The following is a 21395-nucleotide window of genomic DNA, read 5'->3' as shown; positions in this document are numbered from 1 at the left end:
ATTCCTATATTATATTCAGTTGCAAATCATAATACCGCCTTCATATTTTAATGCCTTTGCACTTGTAAGTTCTTTTTTGTTTAGTGAGGATTCACTTTTAAGTTTGCATTTTAAGTATTCGGCACTCGTTCCTATATAATTATTGTCTGATAAAGTTTTTTCTATTATTATTTTTAGATTTCTTCCTTCGGAATTTTTGTAATATAAATCTTTTAATTTGCCGTTTAGAGTATTTAATATTTTAGCTCTTTTTAATTTTGTTCTGTATCCGACTTGAGAGTCCATTTTTGAAGAAGGAGTATTTTCTCTATTTGAATATCTAAATATGTGAATCTTTATAAATTTTGACTTTTCGCATAAATCATAGGTATCATTAAAATCTGTATTTTCTTCATAAGGAAAACCAACCATTACATCGCTGCTTATTGCCATATTTGAATTAGTTTTATATAGTTTTTCTGTAATTGAGAGATAATCTTCTCTTGTGTATCTTCTGTTCATGAGTTTAAGTATTTTATTGCTCCCAGACTGAAGGGGTATATGTGCATGAGGACAAAGTACATCATCATTTTTAAATAGGCTTATAAGGCTGTCATCAAAATAAAGCGGTTCTACAGATGAAAGCCTTATTCTTATGCCGTATTTTGAGGAATGTTCTAATATTTGAGTGAGTATATTATAGAAGCTAATTTCATTATTGTAATTGTATGAACCCAAATTAAGACCAGTGAGTACTATTTCTTTATATCCGTAATCATTGGCCATTTTTACAGCATCAAATATTTTTTGAGGTTCTACGCTTCTATGAGTACCTCTTACCCTTGAAACTATGCAGTATGTGCAGAATACTTCGCATCCGTCCTGTATTTTTAAATATGCTCTGCTTTGCTCCTGAGGAAAGAATATAGGATTATTTATTTTATTTTCAGAGTTATTATGCATAGTATTAAATATTATTTCGGAAGCCTCTTCTTTTTTCTCATTTGGTATGAGTATAATATTATCCTTTATAATAGAAGAATCTTTATCTTTTTTTGAAACATAGCAGCCTATTAAAAATACTTTTTTTTGAGATATGTCTCCAAGTTTTTCTAAATAGGCAATGAGTTTTTTATCACTGTCATTAGTAACAGTGCATGTATTTATAGCTATTGCATCGGCATTATCTAATTCGGTGATATTTGCCCCCATATTTTTTAATTCATATGAAATCTTTTCGCTTTCATATTGATTTAGTCGGCATCCGAAAGTATGTAAATGTATATTCATAAATTTCTCTTTTATTGTAGATAGTATTAAATAAATAGTATTAATTCTCTATTAGTATATATTAAAATCTATAATAACTCAAATATTTTAAAAATTTTAATTAACATAATAATTTTTTGTTATAGAAGAGCAGAATATTCCGATTAACATAATAAGATATTTTTTTATTTTTGCTACTTGCAGAATTTGACAATTATGTTAATATAATTATGTTTATTAAATAAAATATGAGTATAGTATCAATTTTCTAAATTTGATAAATATATATTATAACTTTTTAGGAGTAGGCAATGAATCCTAACTATCGTATAGAGTTGGCAGATAACAATAAAGGGAGAGAAAAAATGACATTTAATAATAGTCCTTCTTTGGATACAGTAATAAAAGTAATAGGAGTCGGAAACGGCGGCTGTAATGCTGTAAACAGAATGATAGAAGAGGGATTAGAAAATGTTGAATTTATTGCTATGAATACAGATGCTCAGGCACTTTCCCGTTCTAATGCTCCTACTAGAGTAGTTTTGGGTGATAGAATAACTCAGGGATTAGGTGCTGGTACTGACCCAGAAAAAGGTGCTGAAGCTGCAAGAGAAGATATTGCTAAAATAGAAGAACTAGTAAATGGTGCTAATTTAGTATTTATAGCAAGTAGTTTCGGTGGAGGTACTGGAACAGGAGCAAGCCCAGTTGTTGCCGAGGCAGCTAAAAAGGCTGGAGCTTTAACTATAGGTGTAGTTACTAAACCTTTTGATTATGAAGGCAAATTAAAAATGAATCGTGCTGAGTCTGGTATAGATAAAATGCTTACTGTAGTGGATTCTCTTATAATAATACCTAATGAAAACCTATATGATATGGTTGATATGGACAATTACAGCTATGAACAGGCTTTATCAGTTGTAGATGATATACTTCGTCAGGGAGTTCAGGGAATATCTGATATAATTACTCAGACTGGATTTATCAATGTAGACTTTGCCGATGTAAAAACTATGATATCTCTTTCTAATGGAAGGGCACATTTAGGCATAGGTGTTGGAAAAGGTGATGACAGACTTCAAAAAGCTATCACTAATGCATTTGAAAATCCTCTTTTAGATGTTTCAAGCATAAAAAATGCAAGAGGTATACTCGCAAATATAGTATGTCCTAAAGATTTTGCTATGAAAGAATACAGAGAAGCAAGCAAAATCATTAATAATTATGCTAATGAAAATGCTAATATAAAAATAGGTGTTTGTCCTAAAGAAGAACTTAAAGATGAAATTATTGTTACTATAGTAGCTACTGGTTTTGATGCTAATACACAAAAAGATGCTGATGAAAAAGATAATGATGAAAATGCTAATGACAGATTTAATATATTAAAAAATACATCATCTAAATTAAATTCATCTGGCAGCTCTTCTGTTAATAATTCTTCTATGAAAGATAATAATTCATTATCTTCTAAGTCTTCTAATATTGAAGTTACTAATAAAAAAGAAATTGATACAGAAATTAAAAAAGAAGTTAAAGAAATTAAAGAAAATAAAATAGAAGAAAATGAAACTTCCGATAATATAGTAAATGCTGATAATACAGTAAATAAATCATCACAGGAAGAAAACAAAGAAAATACTAAAAAAATAGATGTTGATGAAAAAATCGTAGCTGAAAGTAAAATATTATCAGATAATAGAGCAGAAAATATCAGTGAAATAGATAGTATTAATACAATAGTTAAAGAACCAGAGGCAGAAAAAGAAGTTGAATTAAACACTTCTAATAATACTACTCTTGAAATAAAAGAAGAGATTAAGAAAGAAGAAATTAAAGCTGATACTATAAAGGAAGAAATAATAAAAGAACAAATAATAGTAGAGGAAGAAAAACCAGAACATTATAGTTTTGAAAATAAGATAAAAACTCTTAGAAAGCCTCTTATAACTAAATCAAATAGATTTAATAATATGGAAGAGGAAGAAAACAATATTAGAGAAGAAGTTGTAAAAGAGGAGTTTAATAGAACAACTGCTGATAATACTCAAAGATATGAAACTAAAAAATCTGCTATTCAAAGCATGGCAGCCGAAAAAATAGCAGAAGAAATGCGTTTTGAGGACGAGGAGAAACACAATAATCCTCATTCTGATTATAAAAGACCATTTGACATAGTATCAGATGAGTATATGGATAAACATAATAAATTGGGTTCAAAAATGGCTATATTTGGAGAGACAGCAGTAACAGATACAGATTTGGAAAAACCTGCTTTCTTAAGACGCCAAATACAGGCTAGAAATACTATGAGATAAGGTGTTATTTTTGATATGAATAAAAATATTATTATGAAGAAAAATAATATAAAAAAAAGATTATTAATAAATCTTTTTATTTTTTGTATATTTAGTTTTTCAGCTTTTTCTCAGAATACTGTAGAAAATGCTTTAAAACTATACAATGAAAGAAATTATGAAGATTCTATAAATATATTAGAAGCTCTTAATGTTAAGCCTAGCGATTTGGATTCTTATTTGCTTTTGATAGATAATTATATAAAACTTAATAATTTTTCTATGGCAGAAACTTTAATAGCAGATGCAGAACGTTATCATTCAAAAAATTATAGACTCTTTGAAAGAAAACTTACCATAGAACTTATAAATAATAGAAACTCAGAAGCTAGAACTACAGTTAATACAATAAAAAATTTAGACAGTAAAAATTATCTTGCAAATTATGCAGAAGGTTTATTAAGTGAAAGAGCAGGATATTATAAAACTGCTATGAGTATGTATGAAAGGGCTAGGGTTATAGATAGAGTAAGACCAGAAGCCACAACAGCTTTAGCCTATTTATATCTTGCTATAGGAAGCAATGAAACGGCTTTAAATCTATTTAATGAAAATATGACTAATAATCCTAGAATGGCAGAATCATATTATCATTTGGCTAATTACCGTTATTTAAATAAACAATATAATGCCGCTTTAGATGAAATTAATAATGCATTATTTTATTATACAAATTATAATGACGCTAAAATATTAAAAGCTAATATATTAATTTCTTTAAATAGATATGATGAAGCTATTGCCATATTAGAATATATGCCTGATACGAGTTTTAGAAATAATTATAAATATTATTATATAGGCAGTGTTTATGAAGGAGCAGATAATTATATAAGGGCTAAAGGTGCATATATAAATTATCTTAAAGCTAAACCAGAAGATGAGCTTGGAAGACTTGCTTATGAGAGAGTGCTTCTTCATACCAATCCTACTCCAGATTATGAAAGAGACAGGGCCGCATTATATTATGGTAATTTGGCTTCTTATTATACAAGACTTGCAGATAATGTGAGAGCTCAGGCTTATTTAAAACATATGTTAAGATTAAATCCAGCTAATACTTATGCTAGATTAATGCTTTCTGATGTATACAGAAGAATGGGCTTGGAAGAGAAGTCTTTGGAAGAATTGGAAATAGCTAAAAATGTAAATCCAGAAGAGAAATCAATAATATATAAATACGATAGTTATAAAAGAAGATTAGACAAAAATATAGTATCAAAATCTTGGGGTATAGAGCAGTACAATATAGAAAAGTCAGGTTTTACTGTTTCTATAGCTGATACTATTACTGCTCAGAAAGACAGCCCTATGTTTTTGAATACTTCATTATATCAAACTTTATCTTATGTACTTCCTCAGTTTGGAAGATTTAATGTTATTGATATGTATACCAATTATTATGAAACTAGAGACTTATACAGAGAATTAAATGCAAGAAATGTTGATTATTTTTTGAGAGGTTCTGCTTTTCAAAATGATGATACTTTCACTATTATGCTTGATTTAGTTGATGTAAAAAGTGAAAAGTCTATTACTAATTTTACTATCACTACTAGAGGCAGAGAAAAAATGATGGGTGCGGCTGTTATGGCTGGAAGAGTTATTAATAATTCTATACCTTTCTACTCTAAAATAATAAAGATTCATAATGATAATATATATATAAATGCAGGAAAAATGCAGGGTATAAGCAATAATATGAATATGCTTGTATATAATACAACAGAACCTAGAACTGATTTAGCAGCTAGAGGATACAACAGTTCTATAGGTATGATAAAAATTATAACAGCAGATGAAAATGTATCTTTGGCTAAACTTATAGATGGAAGACTTTTAAATAAAATTAACTTAAATCAAATAGTTATGCCTTATATAACAAACACATCTGTTCAAAGTACTAATATGCAGTAAAATGGATAATAATAAAAATATTATAGGTGTATACGGGCTTATATGCTCGGGTAAGAGTTCTTTTTCTAAAATGCTTGCCAAAGAGATGAATGCTTTATATATTGATGCTGATTTAATAGGTCATGAGGCATTAATAAATAATAAAGATAATATAGTAGGTGAGTTTTCATCAGATATATTAGATGGCAGCGGTAATATAGACAGAAAAAAATTAGGTGCTATTGTATTTAATAATTTAAAAAAATTAAAAAGATTAGAAGAAATTAATTATCCTTATATAGAAAATAGAGTAAAGGAATTGATAGATTCTTCTAATAAAGATGTTGTTATAGAAGCAGCACTTATTATGAGAAGCAAAATACGCTTTATGTGTACAAGTCTTATATATGTTAATTCCAAAACTTCTGATATCATAAAGCGAATGAAAAAAAGCAGAAATATTTCTGAACATGAAGCAAGAAAACGTCTAAAAATGCAAAGAGATGTTAAAAATAATAAGTTCAATGCCGATATTCTAATAAACAACATGAAAGATTATAATAATTTAATTATAATCTCAAAAAAATTAGGAAGGCATTATGGAGTTAAATCAAAACACAGAAGAAAAAGGCTCTTCTACTAATAATACTAATCAATTTAGCAGAAGAAAAACTCTTTATATAGTCAATTTTACACCTATAAGATTATTGGTATTTTCTATTAGTGCTGCAGCTTTGATATTATTTATTTTTGTATTAGGTTTTCATTTGGGCGGATCTAAACCTGTACAAGTAAGTAATAGTTCAAGTGATTCTATTGAAGCATTAATGAGAGGAGCTGAGCAGTCTGAGAGTATGTCTACAGAAATAAGCACTGCTGATGTTCCTAATAATGATACTGCTGCTTTAAGCGAATATGATAATTCAAGCATTATAAGAGAGGGCAATACTTCTGCTGACAGATATAATGAGTATACTCAGAATTTAGCTTCAGAATTAGATGCTATTAACGAAGATATTAAAGAAAAAGAAACAGCAGGTTTGGCACCTAATACTACATATACGCCTCCTCAGCAGATTGCAAGCATAGCTCCTGTTAAAACAACATCAAGCTCTGCTTCTACTACTACTAGAGTGCCTTATACAAGATCATCATCTGCTGATTCTATATATTTTATACAAGTTGCAGTTGGTTATGATAAAGATAATACTTACTCAGCAAGAGATACTTTGAAATCTAAATTTCCTAAGGCTTTTATTAAAGAAGAAACTATGTCTGATGGTAAGGTTATGTATAAATTAAAAGTTGGAAGATATGATACACGCGAAGAAGCTCAAAAGGCTTTGGCTGAAATAAAAAAGATACCAGCTTATAAAGATAGTTATATTTATTCCGATAAGAAAGTAAGTTAAATAAAAATATCCTAAAAGTTATAGTGGTGCCCTTATAAGTAAATATTATAAGGGCATTACTATTTTATACTATTTGCTGAAACATAGTATTTTTTGATTCTTCTTTATTTATATCAATGTTTTCATTTTTATATTCATTGCCATTTTTATAGTATGCGGTATTTATAGAAAGAGTATCTTTATCCTCTTTTGAGAAATAGCCCATTATCATAGCTGATTTTAATACATCATCATAATCTACATTTTCAATATTATCATAAACTTCCAAATATCCAAAAGGTCCTTTATTATAATTGGGTTTTAATACAATGCAGTTTTCTCTTTTTCTTTTTTCTAATGCATCATTTTCTTTTTCATTTCTTCCTAGTATAAGTTTAAGATTTTTATTTATTCTTATATGCCTTCCTATAGCAAGATACTGCATAAGTTCTATATTTAATATTTCCTTTCCATTATTTGAAATTAAATCATTGTATCTTCTAGCATATCCCTTATCTACTATAGAACAGCCTGCTCCTGCTGGTTCAGGATAATCAGTTATACCAAACTCTTTTGCTAACTTCATCTGCATATGTCTGGATCTTCCATATATATCGTATAGATTTTCTCTGTTTATAAGTCCTTCCTCTTCGGCTTTTGTTATAGGCAGAAGTTTTGCAGATAATGGTCTTAATAACTTTCCTTCAAGTCCGCTTTCTCTTATTGCGTTTATAAGGTCTTGAGATTTCTGACTCATAGGTCTTTGTCCGCTTACTTCTCCCGTTGCTATAAAATCAAATCCTTCTTCTTCCATAATTTTTTTGGCTGTTTTTAGCATTAATATATGGCAGTCCAAACAAGGATTAATAGCACTTCCGTAACCATATTTAGGATTTAAAAACATATCCAAATAAACATCTTTTAATGAAACAAATCTTATTGGTATATTGAGAAAATCTGCAGCCTTTTTAGCAGGGTCATCATTATATATATTTAAAAGCTCTTCTTTTATAACAGAATATTCTAGTCCAGTAACAAATCTCAAAGCAAGAACATCAATATTTTCTCTTTTTAATATAGCACCTACAAGCATACTGTCTAATCCGCCCGATAATAGTAAAATAGCCTTTGCTTTTTTATTCATTATATTTTCCTTTTGTATATGTTATTATTTATATATAATAATAACTATAAAATTAAAATTGTCAAAATATATTTAGAGAAGCCGTATTTTTTTGTATTGAAGATATTATTGTAAACTATATATTAGTAAAATAATTAAAAGAATTATTATAAAAAATATTAATACTAAAATAAAAATAGTGTAAATATTTATTAAATTATATTGATAATAAAATATTTATTGATATAATATATTGATATAGAATAAATAAATTGGACTAATGATATATGTTAAAAAATGGTAATATTAATACAATAATAAATATAGTTAATATAATTGGAAAAGATAAATTAATAGAAATTATAAAATTATTTAAATTGAAAGATGTATCTAAAATAATTGATATAAATAATCTTATAAAAGAAAAAAAGTACCTAGATTCGATAAAACAAATTGATAAAAATGATTTAAATAGAATTATAAAAATGATTAATATTATTGGTATTAATGGTATCATTGATATAATTAAGAATATAAAAAAATAATAAGTATAGTGTTTTTTTATTGTATAGCTAAACAATTATGCTTTGTCAAAATTAATTTTTCAAATTAGATATTTGTATGGAACTGACGCAAAACATGTGAAACTATATTATCTTAATAAATACCAATTATTATAATTATGATTTAAAGCTATTATTTATATCTTACTATATACGAAATTAATATTAAATAATAGATTTATAAAAATTATGTATTTAAGTATAATATTTTAACTGCGTATGCTGAACTCACATCCGCAGTAATTTTGTCTGTAAAGACCTGCATTATTCGCTATTATATTTGTTTTTTTGAATCCATCTTTTTTCTTAAAGTCAAAATGAAGATATTTTATTTCTTTGTATTCATCTGCTAAAGAATTGCCTATCATCTCTATAACTTTACTGTTTTTATGCGGGCTTACTGTCATTACAGTAGTAACATATTTAGCATTGATATTTTTAGCATATTCAAAAGCTCTTTTTATTCTATGTTTGAAACAAATACTACATCTTGCTCCTTTTTCAGGTTCATTTTCAAATCCTTTTATATCATCATACCAATTTGAAACATCATTATATTCTTCTTCAACATAAGTTTTTATCCCCAAACTATCAGCATAATTGACAAACTCATCTCTTCTTCTTTTATATTCTTCTATAGGGTAGATATTAGGATTATAAAAATAAAATATACTGTCATAATCTTCAAGTATAGTACGCGGATATGACATACAAACTCCGCAGCAAGTGTGAACTACTAATTTTTCTTTCATAAAATAATTATTCTACCTTTTATTTGCTTTTAAAGTAATAGTTTTATCATCAAAGCTGCTTATTATAATCTGATATCCCATATTTCCAGCCTTTGAATTGATATCAACAGCCAAATCTCTGCTGCTTCCTATATAAGTAACTACATATTTAGATGAAGAACCAGATACTCCTCTGTTATAAACACTTTTTAAGTTTCCTATATTTTTCTTTAATGCCTCTTCAAAACCTATGGAATCATTAAAATCAAGACCATTAACGTATATAGTATACTCTGTTCCATTTTGAACTTCGCTCTGCCATTTTTGTACTATTTGATTAACAAAATCATCGGATATATAGTCAGCAGATTTAACTAATGCAATAGAATGAGCATCTTTATCGCTTCCTCCGACACCTCCAGCCTGATGGGTAGCACGTGCTATTGTACTGTAATCGGATATATTAATAGCAGTAATTGCAACATCGCTTCTGTAGCTTTTCATAGCAGTACCTTTTATAGAAGTAAAGAAAGAGGCACCAGCTTTTCCCAATATTACTATTTGGGCACCTGTGGCATTAGCTATTTTTTTTATGGAGTCTGAAGAGCTTGAAGTATCTTCATAGCTGATATTCTCTTTTCTCATAGCATTTTTTAGAGATGAGGCACTTACAAATTTAAATCCTTTTTCGCTCATATTTTTTTCAAGCTCTGTATTAAAAGATTCGCTTAAATTTCCAGTTTCATCTACTACAAGCGTAACTATCAAAGGCATATTTTTTCTGTCCATAAGTATGCCCATAGCCTGCAAATTGTCCTGAAGCATATCTACACCAACAGTAGCCTCTATTTTTGAATACCATACACTTCCAGATTTGGCAATATTAATAACTTTATACTCTGATATATATCCAGTGGTATTATCATATATTTTTGAGCTTATAAGTTTATTATTTTCTACTAATGTGCTTCCTTGTACTATGGAGCCCACTGCCTGTTCTACAGCATTTCTTTTAGCACTTTCTATTGATCTTTCTATGGCATCAGCTTCTCCTCTTCCGTCAGCAGAAGCAAATCCTTCAGCAGTTATCTTTGTTGTTTTTCCGCCTTTGAAATCTGGATTTTTCCAGTTATTAACTATTCCTATTTCTCCAGTATCTTCTCCTACATATACGCCGCTTGATGAACTGTTTGATGTTGTGGCACAGGATATAAAAAATAATGATATAGCAATTATCACATATGTATTTATTAACTTTATTTTCATATTTCATAAACCTCTGTTATTATAATTTTACTATTATTTTATAATAAAGTGATATTTTTTCAAGAAAGAATTTATTATTGCTGTATGATTTATATAATGAATAAAATAGAATTATATTTATTATTGAGGGGAATTATCCCCCCAAATATAAAAAATAGTTAAAAAACAGAAAAAAATAATTAAATGATACTTCCATCTATAGAAATAGTATATTCTTTTATGATTATATTTTTTTGAGCGATTTCAAGAGCCTTTCTTACAACTGTTTCCACATCGCCGCAGCAAGGAACTTCCATTCTAACTATGGTTATAGAATTAATATTTTTCTCAGTAAATATATTAGCTAGTTTGCTTATATATCCGTCAATATCTGAATCAAGTTTAGGGCAGAACATTATCAAAGTTTTGTCTTTTAAAAATCTTGAATGGAAATTAGGATATGAAAAAGGCACACAATCAGCCGCTACTAATAAATCAGCATTATCAAAATAATTAGCATTAGGATTTATTAATTTTAACTGTATAGGCCAATTTCTTAATTCAGAATGCATTTGAACATTACTGCTATTATTTTCACCTCTAAACTGATTTCTTAAATCCCTCTGCATACTTCCAGGACATCCGCAGGCTTTATTTTCTTCCATATTAGGCACCTCCAAATTATTATCTTTTAAATATTTTATAGCTTCATCAAATAGCTTATTTTCCCCATGGTCTTTTAGATGTTTTAAATGTGCTTTTATAACATTGACCCCGCCTTTAACTATATTTACCATAACTTTACTTTCATTATACTCTTCAGCTTCTCTTTCTTCTATTTCCATAGCATTTTCAGGACATGCTTTTATGCAGGCTCCCAATCCATCACAAAATAAATCGATTATAAGTCTTGCTTTACCGTCTATTACTTGCAAAGCTCCTTCAGGACAATCTGGAATACATATACCGCAGCCTGTACATTTATCTTCGTCTATCTTTATAATTCTTCTTTTCATTGAGCTTCCTTGACCTTCCTTTTACTATTAATTTATAAAGTAATAGTAGAATATTCTAACAAAAAAATCCATTGCTATAGCAACAAGTATTTAGAATTAATAATTCTATATAAAATTATGATTAGTATTACATTAAATACATATTAATGGTTATTTATATCAAAATGATACTATTGATATTATACTAAATATAGGTATAATATTACAAATTTAAAAAATGGAAATATAATGTTTTTTGGTGATTTTAAATTTATAGTTTTATATGTATTAATACCAGTACTTATAATATTATTTGTTATGTCAAGAATGAGAGTACATAAGGTATTATCTTTATTTACAAGAAATTTAAATTTTCAAAATGATAAAGCTTATAAAAGAATATCAAATTTGAGAATATTTTCTATAATATTTATGATGCTAGCGGCTGCTGTACTAATATTTGCATTAATGCAGCCTAAATGGGGTATAATAGAGCAGAAAATAAAAACCGATAATTACATGATAACAATAGCATTAGATTTATCTAGGTCAATGGATGCTGATGATGTATGGCCTTCAAGACTTGAAAGGGCGAAATTAGAAATAGAAAAATTTGTAAAAAATACTGACAATTTGGCTGTTTCATTAGTAGGTTTTGCAGGAACTAGTTTTATAGCTTGTCCTTTTACTCAGGATATGGAAACTTTTTCTTATATACTTGATAATTTGAGTACGAAATCTGTTACTCTTCAGGGTACCAGAATAGCCGATGCTTTGGTTACTGCCAAAAACACTTTTAATGTAGATGCTGTAAGCAAAAAATCTATAGTATTAATAACTGACGGAGAGGATCATGGCGGTTATTTTGATGAGGTATTAAAAGAGCTTAAAGATATGAATATAAGTGTATATACTATAGGGGTTGGAACTTCTCAGGGTGCTGCTATAAGCACAGATTTAGGAGTAAGAGAAAAATCTGTTATTTCAAAAAGAGATGATAATACATTAAAATTAATAGCAGATTCTACACTTGGAAAAAGCTATATAGCAGAAAATGTTTCATTAGAAAGCATATTTGATGACATGAAAAAAAATATGGATAGTGTTTCTGCTGTTAGAAATAATAGAAGCTATAAAGAGAGATTTCAAATATTTTTGGGTATTTCTGTGATTTTTATAATGATATCAAGCATACTTAATATATTAACGCAGATAAGAATAAAACCTGAAAAAATTAGTGATAAAAAAGCAAAGTTATATCAGTAGTATTTTTTGTTAATATTTTTTATTATATTTTTTAATTAGGATTTGTATAATGAGAAAACATGCACTATTAATTTTTATATTTATTATATCTGTAAGCTATGCATATTCATTTTCATTAAATGAATTAACAGCAAAGTTTGATGTAGACAGAGCAAACAGACTTATGAGAAAAGGAGATTATGAGGGTGCTGTAAGTTTATATGAAAAGGCTTTAAGTAAAGTACCTAATTCTCCAGAAATATTTTATAATATGGGTACTACTATGTCTTCTATTGGTGAATTGGACAGTGCATTACAGTTATTTGATATGGCTAAAAAAAGTGCTACAGAAAATACAAGTAAAGATATAAAGAGTGCCATTTATTATAATTCTGGAATAACAAAAATAGAAGGACAAGATTATCAAGGAGCTATAGATGAATTAGTAGAATCACTTGTTAATACTCCCAATGATAATAATGCAAAAAGAGCTTTAGAATATGCTTATAAAAAATTGGAAGAACAGCAAAATCAAAATAATACAGGTCCTAGCAGTCAGCAGAATAATGAACAAAATCAAAGCGGTCAGAGTGATGATAATAATGGAAGCTCTGGCGATAATGATGAAAATAATCAAAATAATAATAATCAGGGAAATCAAAACAATCAGGATAATAATCAAAATAATCAGGATAATCAAAATAATCAGGATAATCAGGATAATCAAAACAATCAGGATAATCAAAATAATCAAGACAATCAGAATAATAATCAGGAGAACAATAATAACAACAGCAATAATGATAATGAGGAAAGTAAATCCGATATTGACAGGCTGCTTGAATCTTTAAGACAGCTTAGAAAAGATAAAGATAACGGAGATCAGTATTATGGCGGAGGAAGAATTGACAAAGATTGGTAATATTATTTTAAGATATACATTTGTGATATTTTTTATTATATGCCTGCCTCTTTTTCCGCAGACTAGTATTACAGCGAAATTCTCCGATGAAAAAATAGGTGTCGGAGAAGTATTCAGTTTATCTGTAACTATTAACAATAATTCTGGAAGAGTTACGGTTCCAGATATAGATGGTTTTACATTAAGAGGTACATCTCAGAGCGTTAATATGATGTATTCTTCTGGATCATTTAAAACTATAAAAACATATACTTATACATATGTGGCAAATAAAGAAGGTGTTTATAATATAGATAATATAAGAGTAAGAGTAAATAATAATACTTATGTTTCAAATCCTGTAAAAATAGAAGTAGTTGACTCTCCTGTTAGAAACAGAGATGATAATTATACTCCTAATGGAAATCAATTTGAAGATTTTATGAATTATGGAGATGATATATATGTTGATAATAATATAAATAAAAAAGAAGTTTATTTGTATGAGCCTATATATATAACCCAGAAAGCATATGTTCATGTACCTGTAAATGTTTTAGGATTTTCGAAAATACCAGATAGGAACGATTTTATTTCATATTCTGAAACTTCTGAGTACAACTCTTTTACTGAGATAATAGACGGCAAAAGAGTAAGTGCTATACCCTTGAAAACGGAAGTTTTATATCCTGTTAAAACTGGAGATAAAAAAATATTAACTACTCCTTTTGTGTTTGAAAAAGAGGGCAGATTTGTTTTTAATGAAAGGGTAGAATACGGAGAAGACGAGTTTGTTATTAAAGTGCTTCCGCTTCCTGATAGAAAGGGATTCGATAATTTTTCAGGTGCTGTAGGTGATTTTAATTTTAATACCAAAGTAAATAAAACTAATGTTGCTGTTGGAGAAGAGGTATTAATAACAATGGAGGTAACTGGTGAGGGTAATACTTCTATAATCACTATGCCTAAAATTAATGATAACATAACTAACTATTTTTCTGTATATCAGCCAAAAGTATATGAAACAAATTGGTTTGACGGTAAAAAAATGATGGGAAGAAAAGTTAAAGAATATGTATTGGTTGCTAAAGATGAGGGAAGTTCTATAATATCAAATATTAATTTTTGTTATTTCTCTCCTAATGATAAAACTTATACTAATATATATTCAAAGCCTATTAGTCTTATGGTATCAGGTACAAAACAAAATTTTAGCTCATTTGTTAATAATGACGGAGAAGAGCTTAATGTTATACCTATAAAAAATACTTTGGTTAAAGAGGATAAAGTATTTAAAATATTTAATATAAAAATTTTGTATTTATATATAATAATATTAATAGCTTTATCTGTGATAATTTATAATCATAATAAATTTTATAAGTTAAAACTTTTATTTGCTAATATTAAAAAAGATAAGCATTCTGAAACAGATGATATTATTAAATACTACAATGAAAACAACAGAAAAGAATACTGTAGGCTTATAGAAAATAGTTTAATTAATACTATAAAAAATAAGTTTAATATAGATTATGATAATAATATATATAATAAATTAAATGATTATATTGAAACAGAAAAAATTGATGAAATAAAAGATATAATAAGTAAATGCAGATATGAGCTTTATTCTGGAAAATCATCTGATAATGAAGATTATCATACTAAAGTATTAGAATTAGTAAAATATATAAAAGATTTAAAGATAAAAAAATAAATACAGGTAATATAATAAATATGAAAAAAATAATTATAATGTTTTTTATATTCCAGTCATGTTTTTTATATAGTCAGATAACTTCAAAGACTGATTTGGAAAAAATGAATAATTTATTTGAGAGTGCTAATGAACTTTATAATGAAGGTAAATATTTAGAGGCTAATTATTTGTATAAGGATATAGCATCGTCAAATATTATTTCAAAAGATTTATATTATAATTTGGCTTCTTCTTATGCTGCTATAGGAAGTAATGGTTATGCTGTTCTTTATTATGAAAAAGCACTTAATATTTCACCTTTTGATAAAGAAGTAAAATCAATGATAACCTCAATTAATGGAAACAGTGATTATGATTCTGTGATTATTGTATCTATGTATTTACTCTTAATATTGTTTTTAGTATTTTTTACAATGCTTATAGTATTATTTATTAAAAAAAAGAAAATCAATAAATTTTTAATATTGCTTTCAATAGTATTTTTTGTACCATTAATAATATTAAGCAGTTATGCAAATTCTGATTATATTGTAACTATTGATAATGCCAATTTATACAGCGGAAGCAGTACAAAATCGGATATAGTATCTCAAATATCTGAAGGGGAGAAATTAAGGGTGATTGAAGAGCATGATAATTGGTATTATGCCGAGGGTAATTTTAAGGGCTGGATAAATAAAAGCTCTGCTGAGAAAATATAGAGAAATATAGAAATATATAAGAGAAATATAATAAAAGGAAATATAGTATGGAGAAAATAGCGGTTGGTATGAGTGCAGGAGTGGATTCTACTACCACAGCAAAGATATTAAAAGAAAAAGGAAATGAAGTATTCGGAGTTACTATGCTTCTTTGGAATGGAGATAAAAGAGCTCCTTTAAGCGGTTCATGCTACAGTCCTTCGCAGTCAAAGATGGTTGAAGAGTGCAGAAAATATGCTCAGGCTATAGGTATAGATTATTATGCTTTTGATGTGAGCGATATGTTTCAAAAAAAAGTTATAGATTATGTTGCTGAGTCTTACAAAAAAGGACTTACTCCTAATCCTTGTATTATGTGTAATAGTCAGATTAAGTTTATGGCTTTATTTGAGGCTATAGAAAAACAGGGACTAGAATTTGATAAATTCGCTACTGGGCATTATGCTGGAATAAAATATGATGAAAAAACTAAAAGATATTTATTATTAAGAGGAAAAAATCTAATAAAAGATCAGTCATATTTTTTATACAGACTTACTCAAAATCAATTATCAAAAATAATGTTTCCTATGCATGAAAATACAAAAGAAGATACTAGAAAAATGGCAAGAGAGTATAATTTGGAAGTGGCAGAAAAAAGTGAGAGTCAGGATTTTTTTGCAGGTGAGTATAGCAGGTTATTTGATGAAGATATAGAAGGTGATATAGTCAATATAGATACTAATGAAATATTAGGACATCATAAAGGAATATGGCATTATACAGTAGGACAAAGAAAAGGTCTTGGAATAGCATATAAAGAGCCTTTATTTGTGGTATCATTAGACAGCAAAACAAATACTGTTTATGTTGGAAATAAAAATCATACCTTTGTTTCTGAAGTTACTATATATGATGTTAATTGGATAGCAGAACCTAGAGATAAAGAGTTTGAGGCTTTGGTAAAAACAAGAAGTGCCCATAAAGGAAGTATGGCAAGGGTAATACCAATAGAAGAAAATGTAATTAATATAAAATTTTTTGAACCTACTGGAATAGTTGCTAAAGGACAGTCATGCGTATGTTATGATGAAGATGTAACTTTATGCGGAGGAGTTGTTTATTAATTATATTATCACTAATAACATAATTATTTGATAATTTACTATTGATATATACCTAAATAATTATAATTTTTATCTTTAAAAAAATACTATTTTATAATAGAATTGTTTTATAATATTTAGCTTTTAGGAGAATGTATGGATTATTTAAAAGAGACAGTTATTTGGAATAATAGTTTATTAAAGTATTTAATATCTATAATAGTATTTGCTGTTAGTTTAATAGCAATGAATATTATCTTAATATTATTTCTTAAAGTATTATTAAAATTAAATACGAAATTACAAAATGAGTTTATAGTAAATTTAGTAAAAAGTATAAAGAAAAGACTTAGACCTCTTATATTTATTATCGCTCTTTCTTTCGGAAGAGTGGGCTTAGTACTTCCAAAAGAGGTAAGCGGTTATTGGGCTAAAATAGTTGTAGTATTTTTTATTATATTTGCGGTAATGTTTATATGCGATATAATAAGTAATTTCAGCAATAATTATCTTTCTAATAAAAAAGGTGTTGTAATATCTGACGGTATTATAACCATATTAAAAGCCTTAATATGGGTTGTTGGATTTTTAACAATACTCTCAAATTTAGGCGTTAATGTTAATACTTTTATAGCTGGACTTGGTATAGGCGGTGTGGCTGTTGCTTTTGCAGCACAAAGTATAATAGCCGATTTATTCAATTATTTTGTTATAGTATTTGATAAGCCGTTTTTGAAAGGCGATTATATACAAATAGATGCTGATAAAGGTGTAGTTGAATATATTGGAATAAAATCTACACGCATAAGAAGAAACAGCGGAGAGCAGCTTTTAATATCAAATACTAATTTGCTCGCATCTAGAATACAAAACTATAGAATATTAGAAAAGAGAAGACAGTATATGATGTTAGGTGTTGAATATTCTACTCCTTTAGAGAAATTAAAAGTAATACCTGATATTTTAAAGACAGTTATAGAAACTAATAATACTGAATTTGTAAGTGCTAGATTTATAGAGTTTGCTGATTCTTCTCTTAATTTTGAAGTAATATATTATGTAAATACAGCAGATTATAATGAATTTGTGAGGGTAGTTGAAGATATAAATTATAAAATAATAGATGAGTTTAATAAACTAGGTGTAGGATTTGCATTCCCTTCAAGAACTTTATATATAAGCAAAGAATAATATTTTATAAAAATCAAGGGATTATTTATGAATTATACTTTAAAATCTTCAAATATAATGCCTAAATTTGGAATAGGCACTTGGTGTATGGGAGAGATTGACAAAGAGGCACAAAAAGAGGCTGAAGCTATAGCTTTTGCTTTAGAAAATGGAGTAAGGCTTATCGATACAGCTGAGATGTACGGAGAAGGGAAAGCGGAATCTATAATAGGAAATGCTTTAAAAATGGCAAATATCAATAGAGAAGAGATTTTTATAGTTTCTAAAGTGTATCCTCATAATGCAGGAAGAGATAAATTATTTAAAAGTTTGAAATGTTCATTAAAGCGTATGGGATTAAACTATCTTGATATGTATCTGCTTCATTGGAGAGGAAGAGTACCATTAAGTGAGACTGTAGAATGTATGGAAGAAGCAAAAAAAGAAGGGCTTATAAAGGATTGGGGAGTTTCTAATTTTGATATTGATGATATGAAAGAGCTTGAAACTATAAAAGACGGCGATAAATGCACAGTTAATCAGGTATTATATCATTTAGGTTCTAGGGGTGTAGATTATTCTTTAGCTCCTTATATGGATGATAGAAATATTGCTTTGATGGCTTATTGTCCTTTGGCACAGGCTGGAGGTTTGGGTAAAGATATATTAAAAAATAAAACTCTTTTAGACATAGCAAAAAAACATAATGCTATGCCTTCTCAAATAGCTTTGGCTTTTATTATGAGTTTTAATAATAAAATAGCAATTCCTAAAAGCTCTAATAAGAAGCACATAATAGAAAATATAGAGTCTCAAAAAATAAAACTTGATGATGAAGATATAGCACTTATAAATAAAGAGTTTCCAAAACCAACTAGAAAAATGCCTTTGGATATAGTCTAAGATAAATGTATTTTTTTATTTTGATAAATTATTGAGGTATGTATTTATATTGTTCTATAAGCTCATTAATTTCATCATTATTTATATTTTATTTTATCTTAAATATTCCTAATGTATCTGCCATATCAATACAGAAATCACTTCATTATAAAACCAAATATTATGGTAAATGTATGTAGTAAATTATGGAAAAATAATTTTTTGAAAAATAATAATATAGAATTTTTTAAAATATATCCAATAGAAGATTTCAATTTTGTTTTAAAATCTATGGCATATGAACCTAAAATATCATATAACAATAGAGCTTTATATTATTATGTTAAATATCATAGAGATGTTAATATAGGTATTTATGATTATTTCAATTGGGATTTGATAATGGTAGAAGATTTAATTAATTATTATAGAAAATATTCTAAAAAATACTTAAAAAATATTTTTAATGTTTATATTGGAATTTTATATTATTCATTTACTGAGGTATATAGTAATAGTAGTAATAAATATGATATTTTTTTAAAAGTTAAAAGAATTATTTAATTCTTTAGATTTAAATAAAGAAGAATTAAAAGCAACAAACATATTTCTTAAACATTTTTATAATAGTGTAAAAAGTGGTATAGATAAAGTTAAGTATTTTATAGGTTTAAATAATACATTAAGAAAAATTTTAAATCCATTTTTGCTAAGAATATTAAGAAGAAATAATATAATACCATAATCAATATAAATGCCATCTGAAGCCAAATTTTTCAGCCTGTCTTACTCTGTAAATATCTCTTAATTTTTTGATTGGAATCCACCAAGCAACTTTGTCAATTTCTTTTATCTTTTTCTCAACATATTTAGGGTCATAAACCGTGCCGCCTAATTCAGCCCATTTTTTACTATTTTCATTCCATTCGGTATTGTTAATACCATTCCAAAATTTTTTATCCCAAGCAGTATGTAATATACATGCTTCTGTGATATCTATATTTTCATTATTAAAAAACTTATTATATTTATCAGAAAAATCATTAGCTTCTAAATGAAATTCCTGAACTGCTAGATTTAATACTGGCTGATCTGTCATAATCCATTTTGCTGACATATTGTAGCACCATGACTTTATTTCTCCTGCATTTTTTATAGAATCATTTATTAGGAATACTCCTGCATTAAAAACTTTTTTATCTAAGTTATATTTAGTTTCATGAAAATTTTCTGTTAGTAATTTATTTTCAATATTTCCTCTTAACTTTGCACTTTCATAAGATACAGAGATATCTTTATTTATGTTTAATAAATCTATTATATCTTTTTGTATTAAAACATCAGTATCTAAGTATAATACTTTTTTATAATTATCTAATAATTCAAAAGCCTCATATCTTGCAAATGTCATTAAACTCCACATTAAAGCACAATTTGAATTTTTCATTCTTTTTTCTATTGGAGATTTATAATGATTTATGATAACATTCTCATATATTTGTTTTAAGGCATTTTCATCATTTTTATTTATATTTCCGCTAATATAAAGAATTACATCATAATCTTTTTCAGGCAATGAAAAATGTTGTTTTAATCCTATTAATACATTACCTACAGCAAATATTTGATTTGAAGTTGAGCATAAAACAACAGCAAATTTTTTCTTTTCCATAGATGAAGCCTTTTATATATTTTTTTTATTATATTTAACATATTTATAAAAAAATACAATATATTACTGCAGTTAAAATGTATTAAAATTTTTAAATTTATAAAAGTTTGATAAAAATGTTTATTATATATAATGTAGTTGTATTTTTTATTAATGTATAGTATTATTTTTGATATGTATAGTACCTTATGCAATAATGTTAATGGCTTTTTATCCTTGAAAAGCAAGCAAGCAAGCAAGCAAGCAAGCAAGCAAGCAAGCAAGCAAGCAAGCAAGCAAGCAAGCAAGCAAGCAAGCAAGCAAGCAAGCAAGCAAGCAATAATCTTAAACAATATTTTACACATATACCTATTAATCATAATAGGCTCATCATATTTTACTTTAAATATTATTTTAATTAATAAACTGGTGAAAATATGATTAAAGTAAGTGTAATAATACCAGTTTATAATTCTGAAAAATATTTA

The 21395-nt window shown here is 27.2% G+C and carries 19 protein-coding genes; 13 read left to right on the top strand and 6 right to left on the bottom strand.

Annotated elements, in window-relative coordinates; genetic code table 11:
- Positions 1 to 15 precede the first annotated feature (15 nt).
- A complete protein-coding gene (gene mtaB / locus F811_RS0104895; protein WP_020004164.1) occupies positions 16 to 1269 on the bottom strand; it encodes a tRNA (N(6)-L-threonylcarbamoyladenosine(37)-C(2))-methylthiotransferase MtaB in 1254 nt (417 codons plus the stop codon).
- A gap of 290 nt (positions 1270 to 1559) precedes the next feature.
- Here mtaB and ftsZ point away from each other — a divergent pair, with 290 nt between their 5' ends.
- The 4 genes from ftsZ to F811_RS0104875 are packed head-to-tail and all read left to right on the top strand — an operon-like array spanning position 1560 to position 6913.
- Positions 1560 to 3566, top strand: a complete 2007-nt coding sequence (gene ftsZ / locus F811_RS0104890; protein WP_020004163.1) for a cell division protein FtsZ — start codon at positions 1560 to 1562, stop codon at positions 3564 to 3566.
- Between the two features lie 33 nt (positions 3567 to 3599).
- Positions 3600 to 5522: a CDC27 family protein gene (locus tag F811_RS0104885; protein ID WP_026364351.1), complete on the top strand. Its 1923-nt coding sequence runs from the start codon at positions 3600 to 3602 to the stop codon at positions 5520 to 5522.
- 1 nt (position 5523) lies between these two features.
- Positions 5524 to 6144, top strand: coding sequence for a dephospho-CoA kinase (coaE, locus tag F811_RS0104880; protein WP_020004161.1), 621 nt, complete (start codon positions 5524 to 5526; stop codon positions 6142 to 6144).
- Positions 6101 to 6913: an SPOR domain-containing protein gene (locus F811_RS0104875; protein WP_020004160.1), complete on the top strand. Its 813-nt coding sequence runs from the start codon at positions 6101 to 6103 to the stop codon at positions 6911 to 6913. Before coaE ends, F811_RS0104875 begins: the two co-directional genes overlap by 44 nt.
- 64 nt (positions 6914 to 6977) lie before the next feature.
- On the opposite strand, the gene F811_RS0104870 is transcribed toward F811_RS0104875, so the two are convergent.
- Positions 6978 to 8036 (bottom strand): thiamine biosynthesis protein, encoded by a 1059-nt coding sequence (locus F811_RS0104870; protein WP_020004159.1) that lies wholly within the window; start codon positions 8034 to 8036, stop codon positions 6978 to 6980.
- A gap of 266 nt (positions 8037 to 8302) precedes the next feature.
- On the opposite strand from F811_RS0104870, the gene F811_RS0104865 reads away from it, so the two are divergent.
- Positions 8303 to 8560, top strand: a complete 258-nt coding sequence (locus F811_RS0104865) for a hypothetical protein (RefSeq protein ID WP_020004158.1) — start codon at positions 8303 to 8305, stop codon at positions 8558 to 8560.
- Between the two features lie 227 nt (positions 8561 to 8787).
- Here F811_RS0104865 and F811_RS0104860 read toward each other — a convergent pair whose 3' ends face one another.
- From F811_RS0104860 to F811_RS0104850, 3 genes are all read right to left on the bottom strand, one after another.
- Positions 8788 to 9330, bottom strand: a complete 543-nt coding sequence (locus tag F811_RS0104860) for an epoxyqueuosine reductase QueH (RefSeq protein ID WP_026364349.1) — start codon at positions 9328 to 9330, stop codon at positions 8788 to 8790.
- 12 nt (positions 9331 to 9342) lie between these two features.
- Entirely contained in the window at positions 9343 to 10575 is a 1233-nt protein-coding gene (locus F811_RS0104855) for a hypothetical protein (protein WP_020004156.1), read from the bottom strand.
- 179 nt (positions 10576 to 10754) lie between these two features.
- Positions 10755 to 11570 carry an ATP-binding protein gene (locus F811_RS0104850; RefSeq protein ID WP_020004155.1) on the bottom strand — a complete coding sequence of 272 codons (816 nt, stop codon included), beginning with the start codon at positions 11568 to 11570 and terminating at the stop codon, positions 10755 to 10757.
- Between the two features lie 228 nt (positions 11571 to 11798).
- On the opposite strand from F811_RS0104850, the gene F811_RS0104845 reads away from it, so the two are divergent.
- The 8 genes from F811_RS0104845 to F811_RS0104810 all read left to right on the top strand — a co-directional run bounded on the left by F811_RS0104845 (position 11799) and on the right by F811_RS0104810 (position 19820).
- Complete coding sequence (locus tag F811_RS0104845; RefSeq protein ID WP_020004154.1) at positions 11799 to 12815, top strand: vWA domain-containing protein; 1017 nt, start codon at positions 11799 to 11801, stop codon at positions 12813 to 12815.
- A 49-nt stretch (positions 12816 to 12864) separates the two neighbouring features.
- Positions 12865 to 13716, top strand: a complete 852-nt coding sequence (locus F811_RS0104840; RefSeq protein WP_020004153.1) for a tetratricopeptide repeat protein — start codon at positions 12865 to 12867, stop codon at positions 13714 to 13716.
- Positions 13685 to 15415 (top strand): BatD family protein, encoded by a 1731-nt coding sequence (locus F811_RS0104835; protein WP_020004152.1) that lies wholly within the window; start codon positions 13685 to 13687, stop codon positions 15413 to 15415. Before F811_RS0104840 ends, F811_RS0104835 begins: the two co-directional genes overlap by 32 nt.
- A 20-nt stretch (positions 15416 to 15435) precedes the next feature.
- Complete coding sequence (locus tag F811_RS0104830) at positions 15436 to 16119, top strand: tetratricopeptide repeat protein (RefSeq protein WP_020004151.1); 684 nt, start codon at positions 15436 to 15438, stop codon at positions 16117 to 16119.
- A gap of 47 nt (positions 16120 to 16166) precedes the next feature.
- Positions 16167 to 17225 carry a tRNA 2-thiouridine(34) synthase MnmA gene (gene mnmA, locus F811_RS0104825; RefSeq protein WP_020004150.1) on the top strand — a complete coding sequence of 353 codons (1059 nt, stop codon included), beginning with the start codon at positions 16167 to 16169 and terminating at the stop codon, positions 17223 to 17225.
- A 135-nt stretch (positions 17226 to 17360) separates the two neighbouring features.
- On the top strand, positions 17361 to 18395 hold the full coding sequence (locus F811_RS0104820) for a mechanosensitive ion channel family protein (RefSeq protein WP_020004149.1): 1035 nt from the start codon (positions 17361 to 17363) through the stop codon (positions 18393 to 18395).
- 27 nt (positions 18396 to 18422) lie between these two features.
- Complete coding sequence (locus tag F811_RS0104815) at positions 18423 to 19277, top strand: aldo/keto reductase (RefSeq protein WP_020004148.1); 855 nt, start codon at positions 18423 to 18425, stop codon at positions 19275 to 19277.
- A 201-nt stretch (positions 19278 to 19478) separates the two neighbouring features.
- Entirely contained in the window at positions 19479 to 19820 is a 342-nt protein-coding gene (locus tag F811_RS0104810) for a hypothetical protein (protein WP_020004147.1), read from the top strand.
- A 181-nt stretch (positions 19821 to 20001) separates the two neighbouring features.
- Here F811_RS0104810 and F811_RS15575 read toward each other — a convergent pair whose 3' ends face one another.
- Complete coding sequence (locus tag F811_RS15575) at positions 20002 to 20928, bottom strand: glycosyltransferase (RefSeq protein WP_020004146.1); 927 nt, start codon at positions 20926 to 20928, stop codon at positions 20002 to 20004.
- Positions 20929 to 21395: the final 467 nt, after the last annotated feature.

The sequence above is a fragment of the Brachyspira innocens ATCC 29796 genome (genome assembly GCF_000384655.1).
Taxonomy (GTDB): Bacteria; Spirochaetota; Brachyspiria; order Brachyspirales; family Brachyspiraceae; genus Brachyspira; species Brachyspira innocens.
The sequence above is the reverse complement of the archived record's forward strand: the minus strand, read 5'-3'. Positions and strand labels throughout refer to the sequence as shown.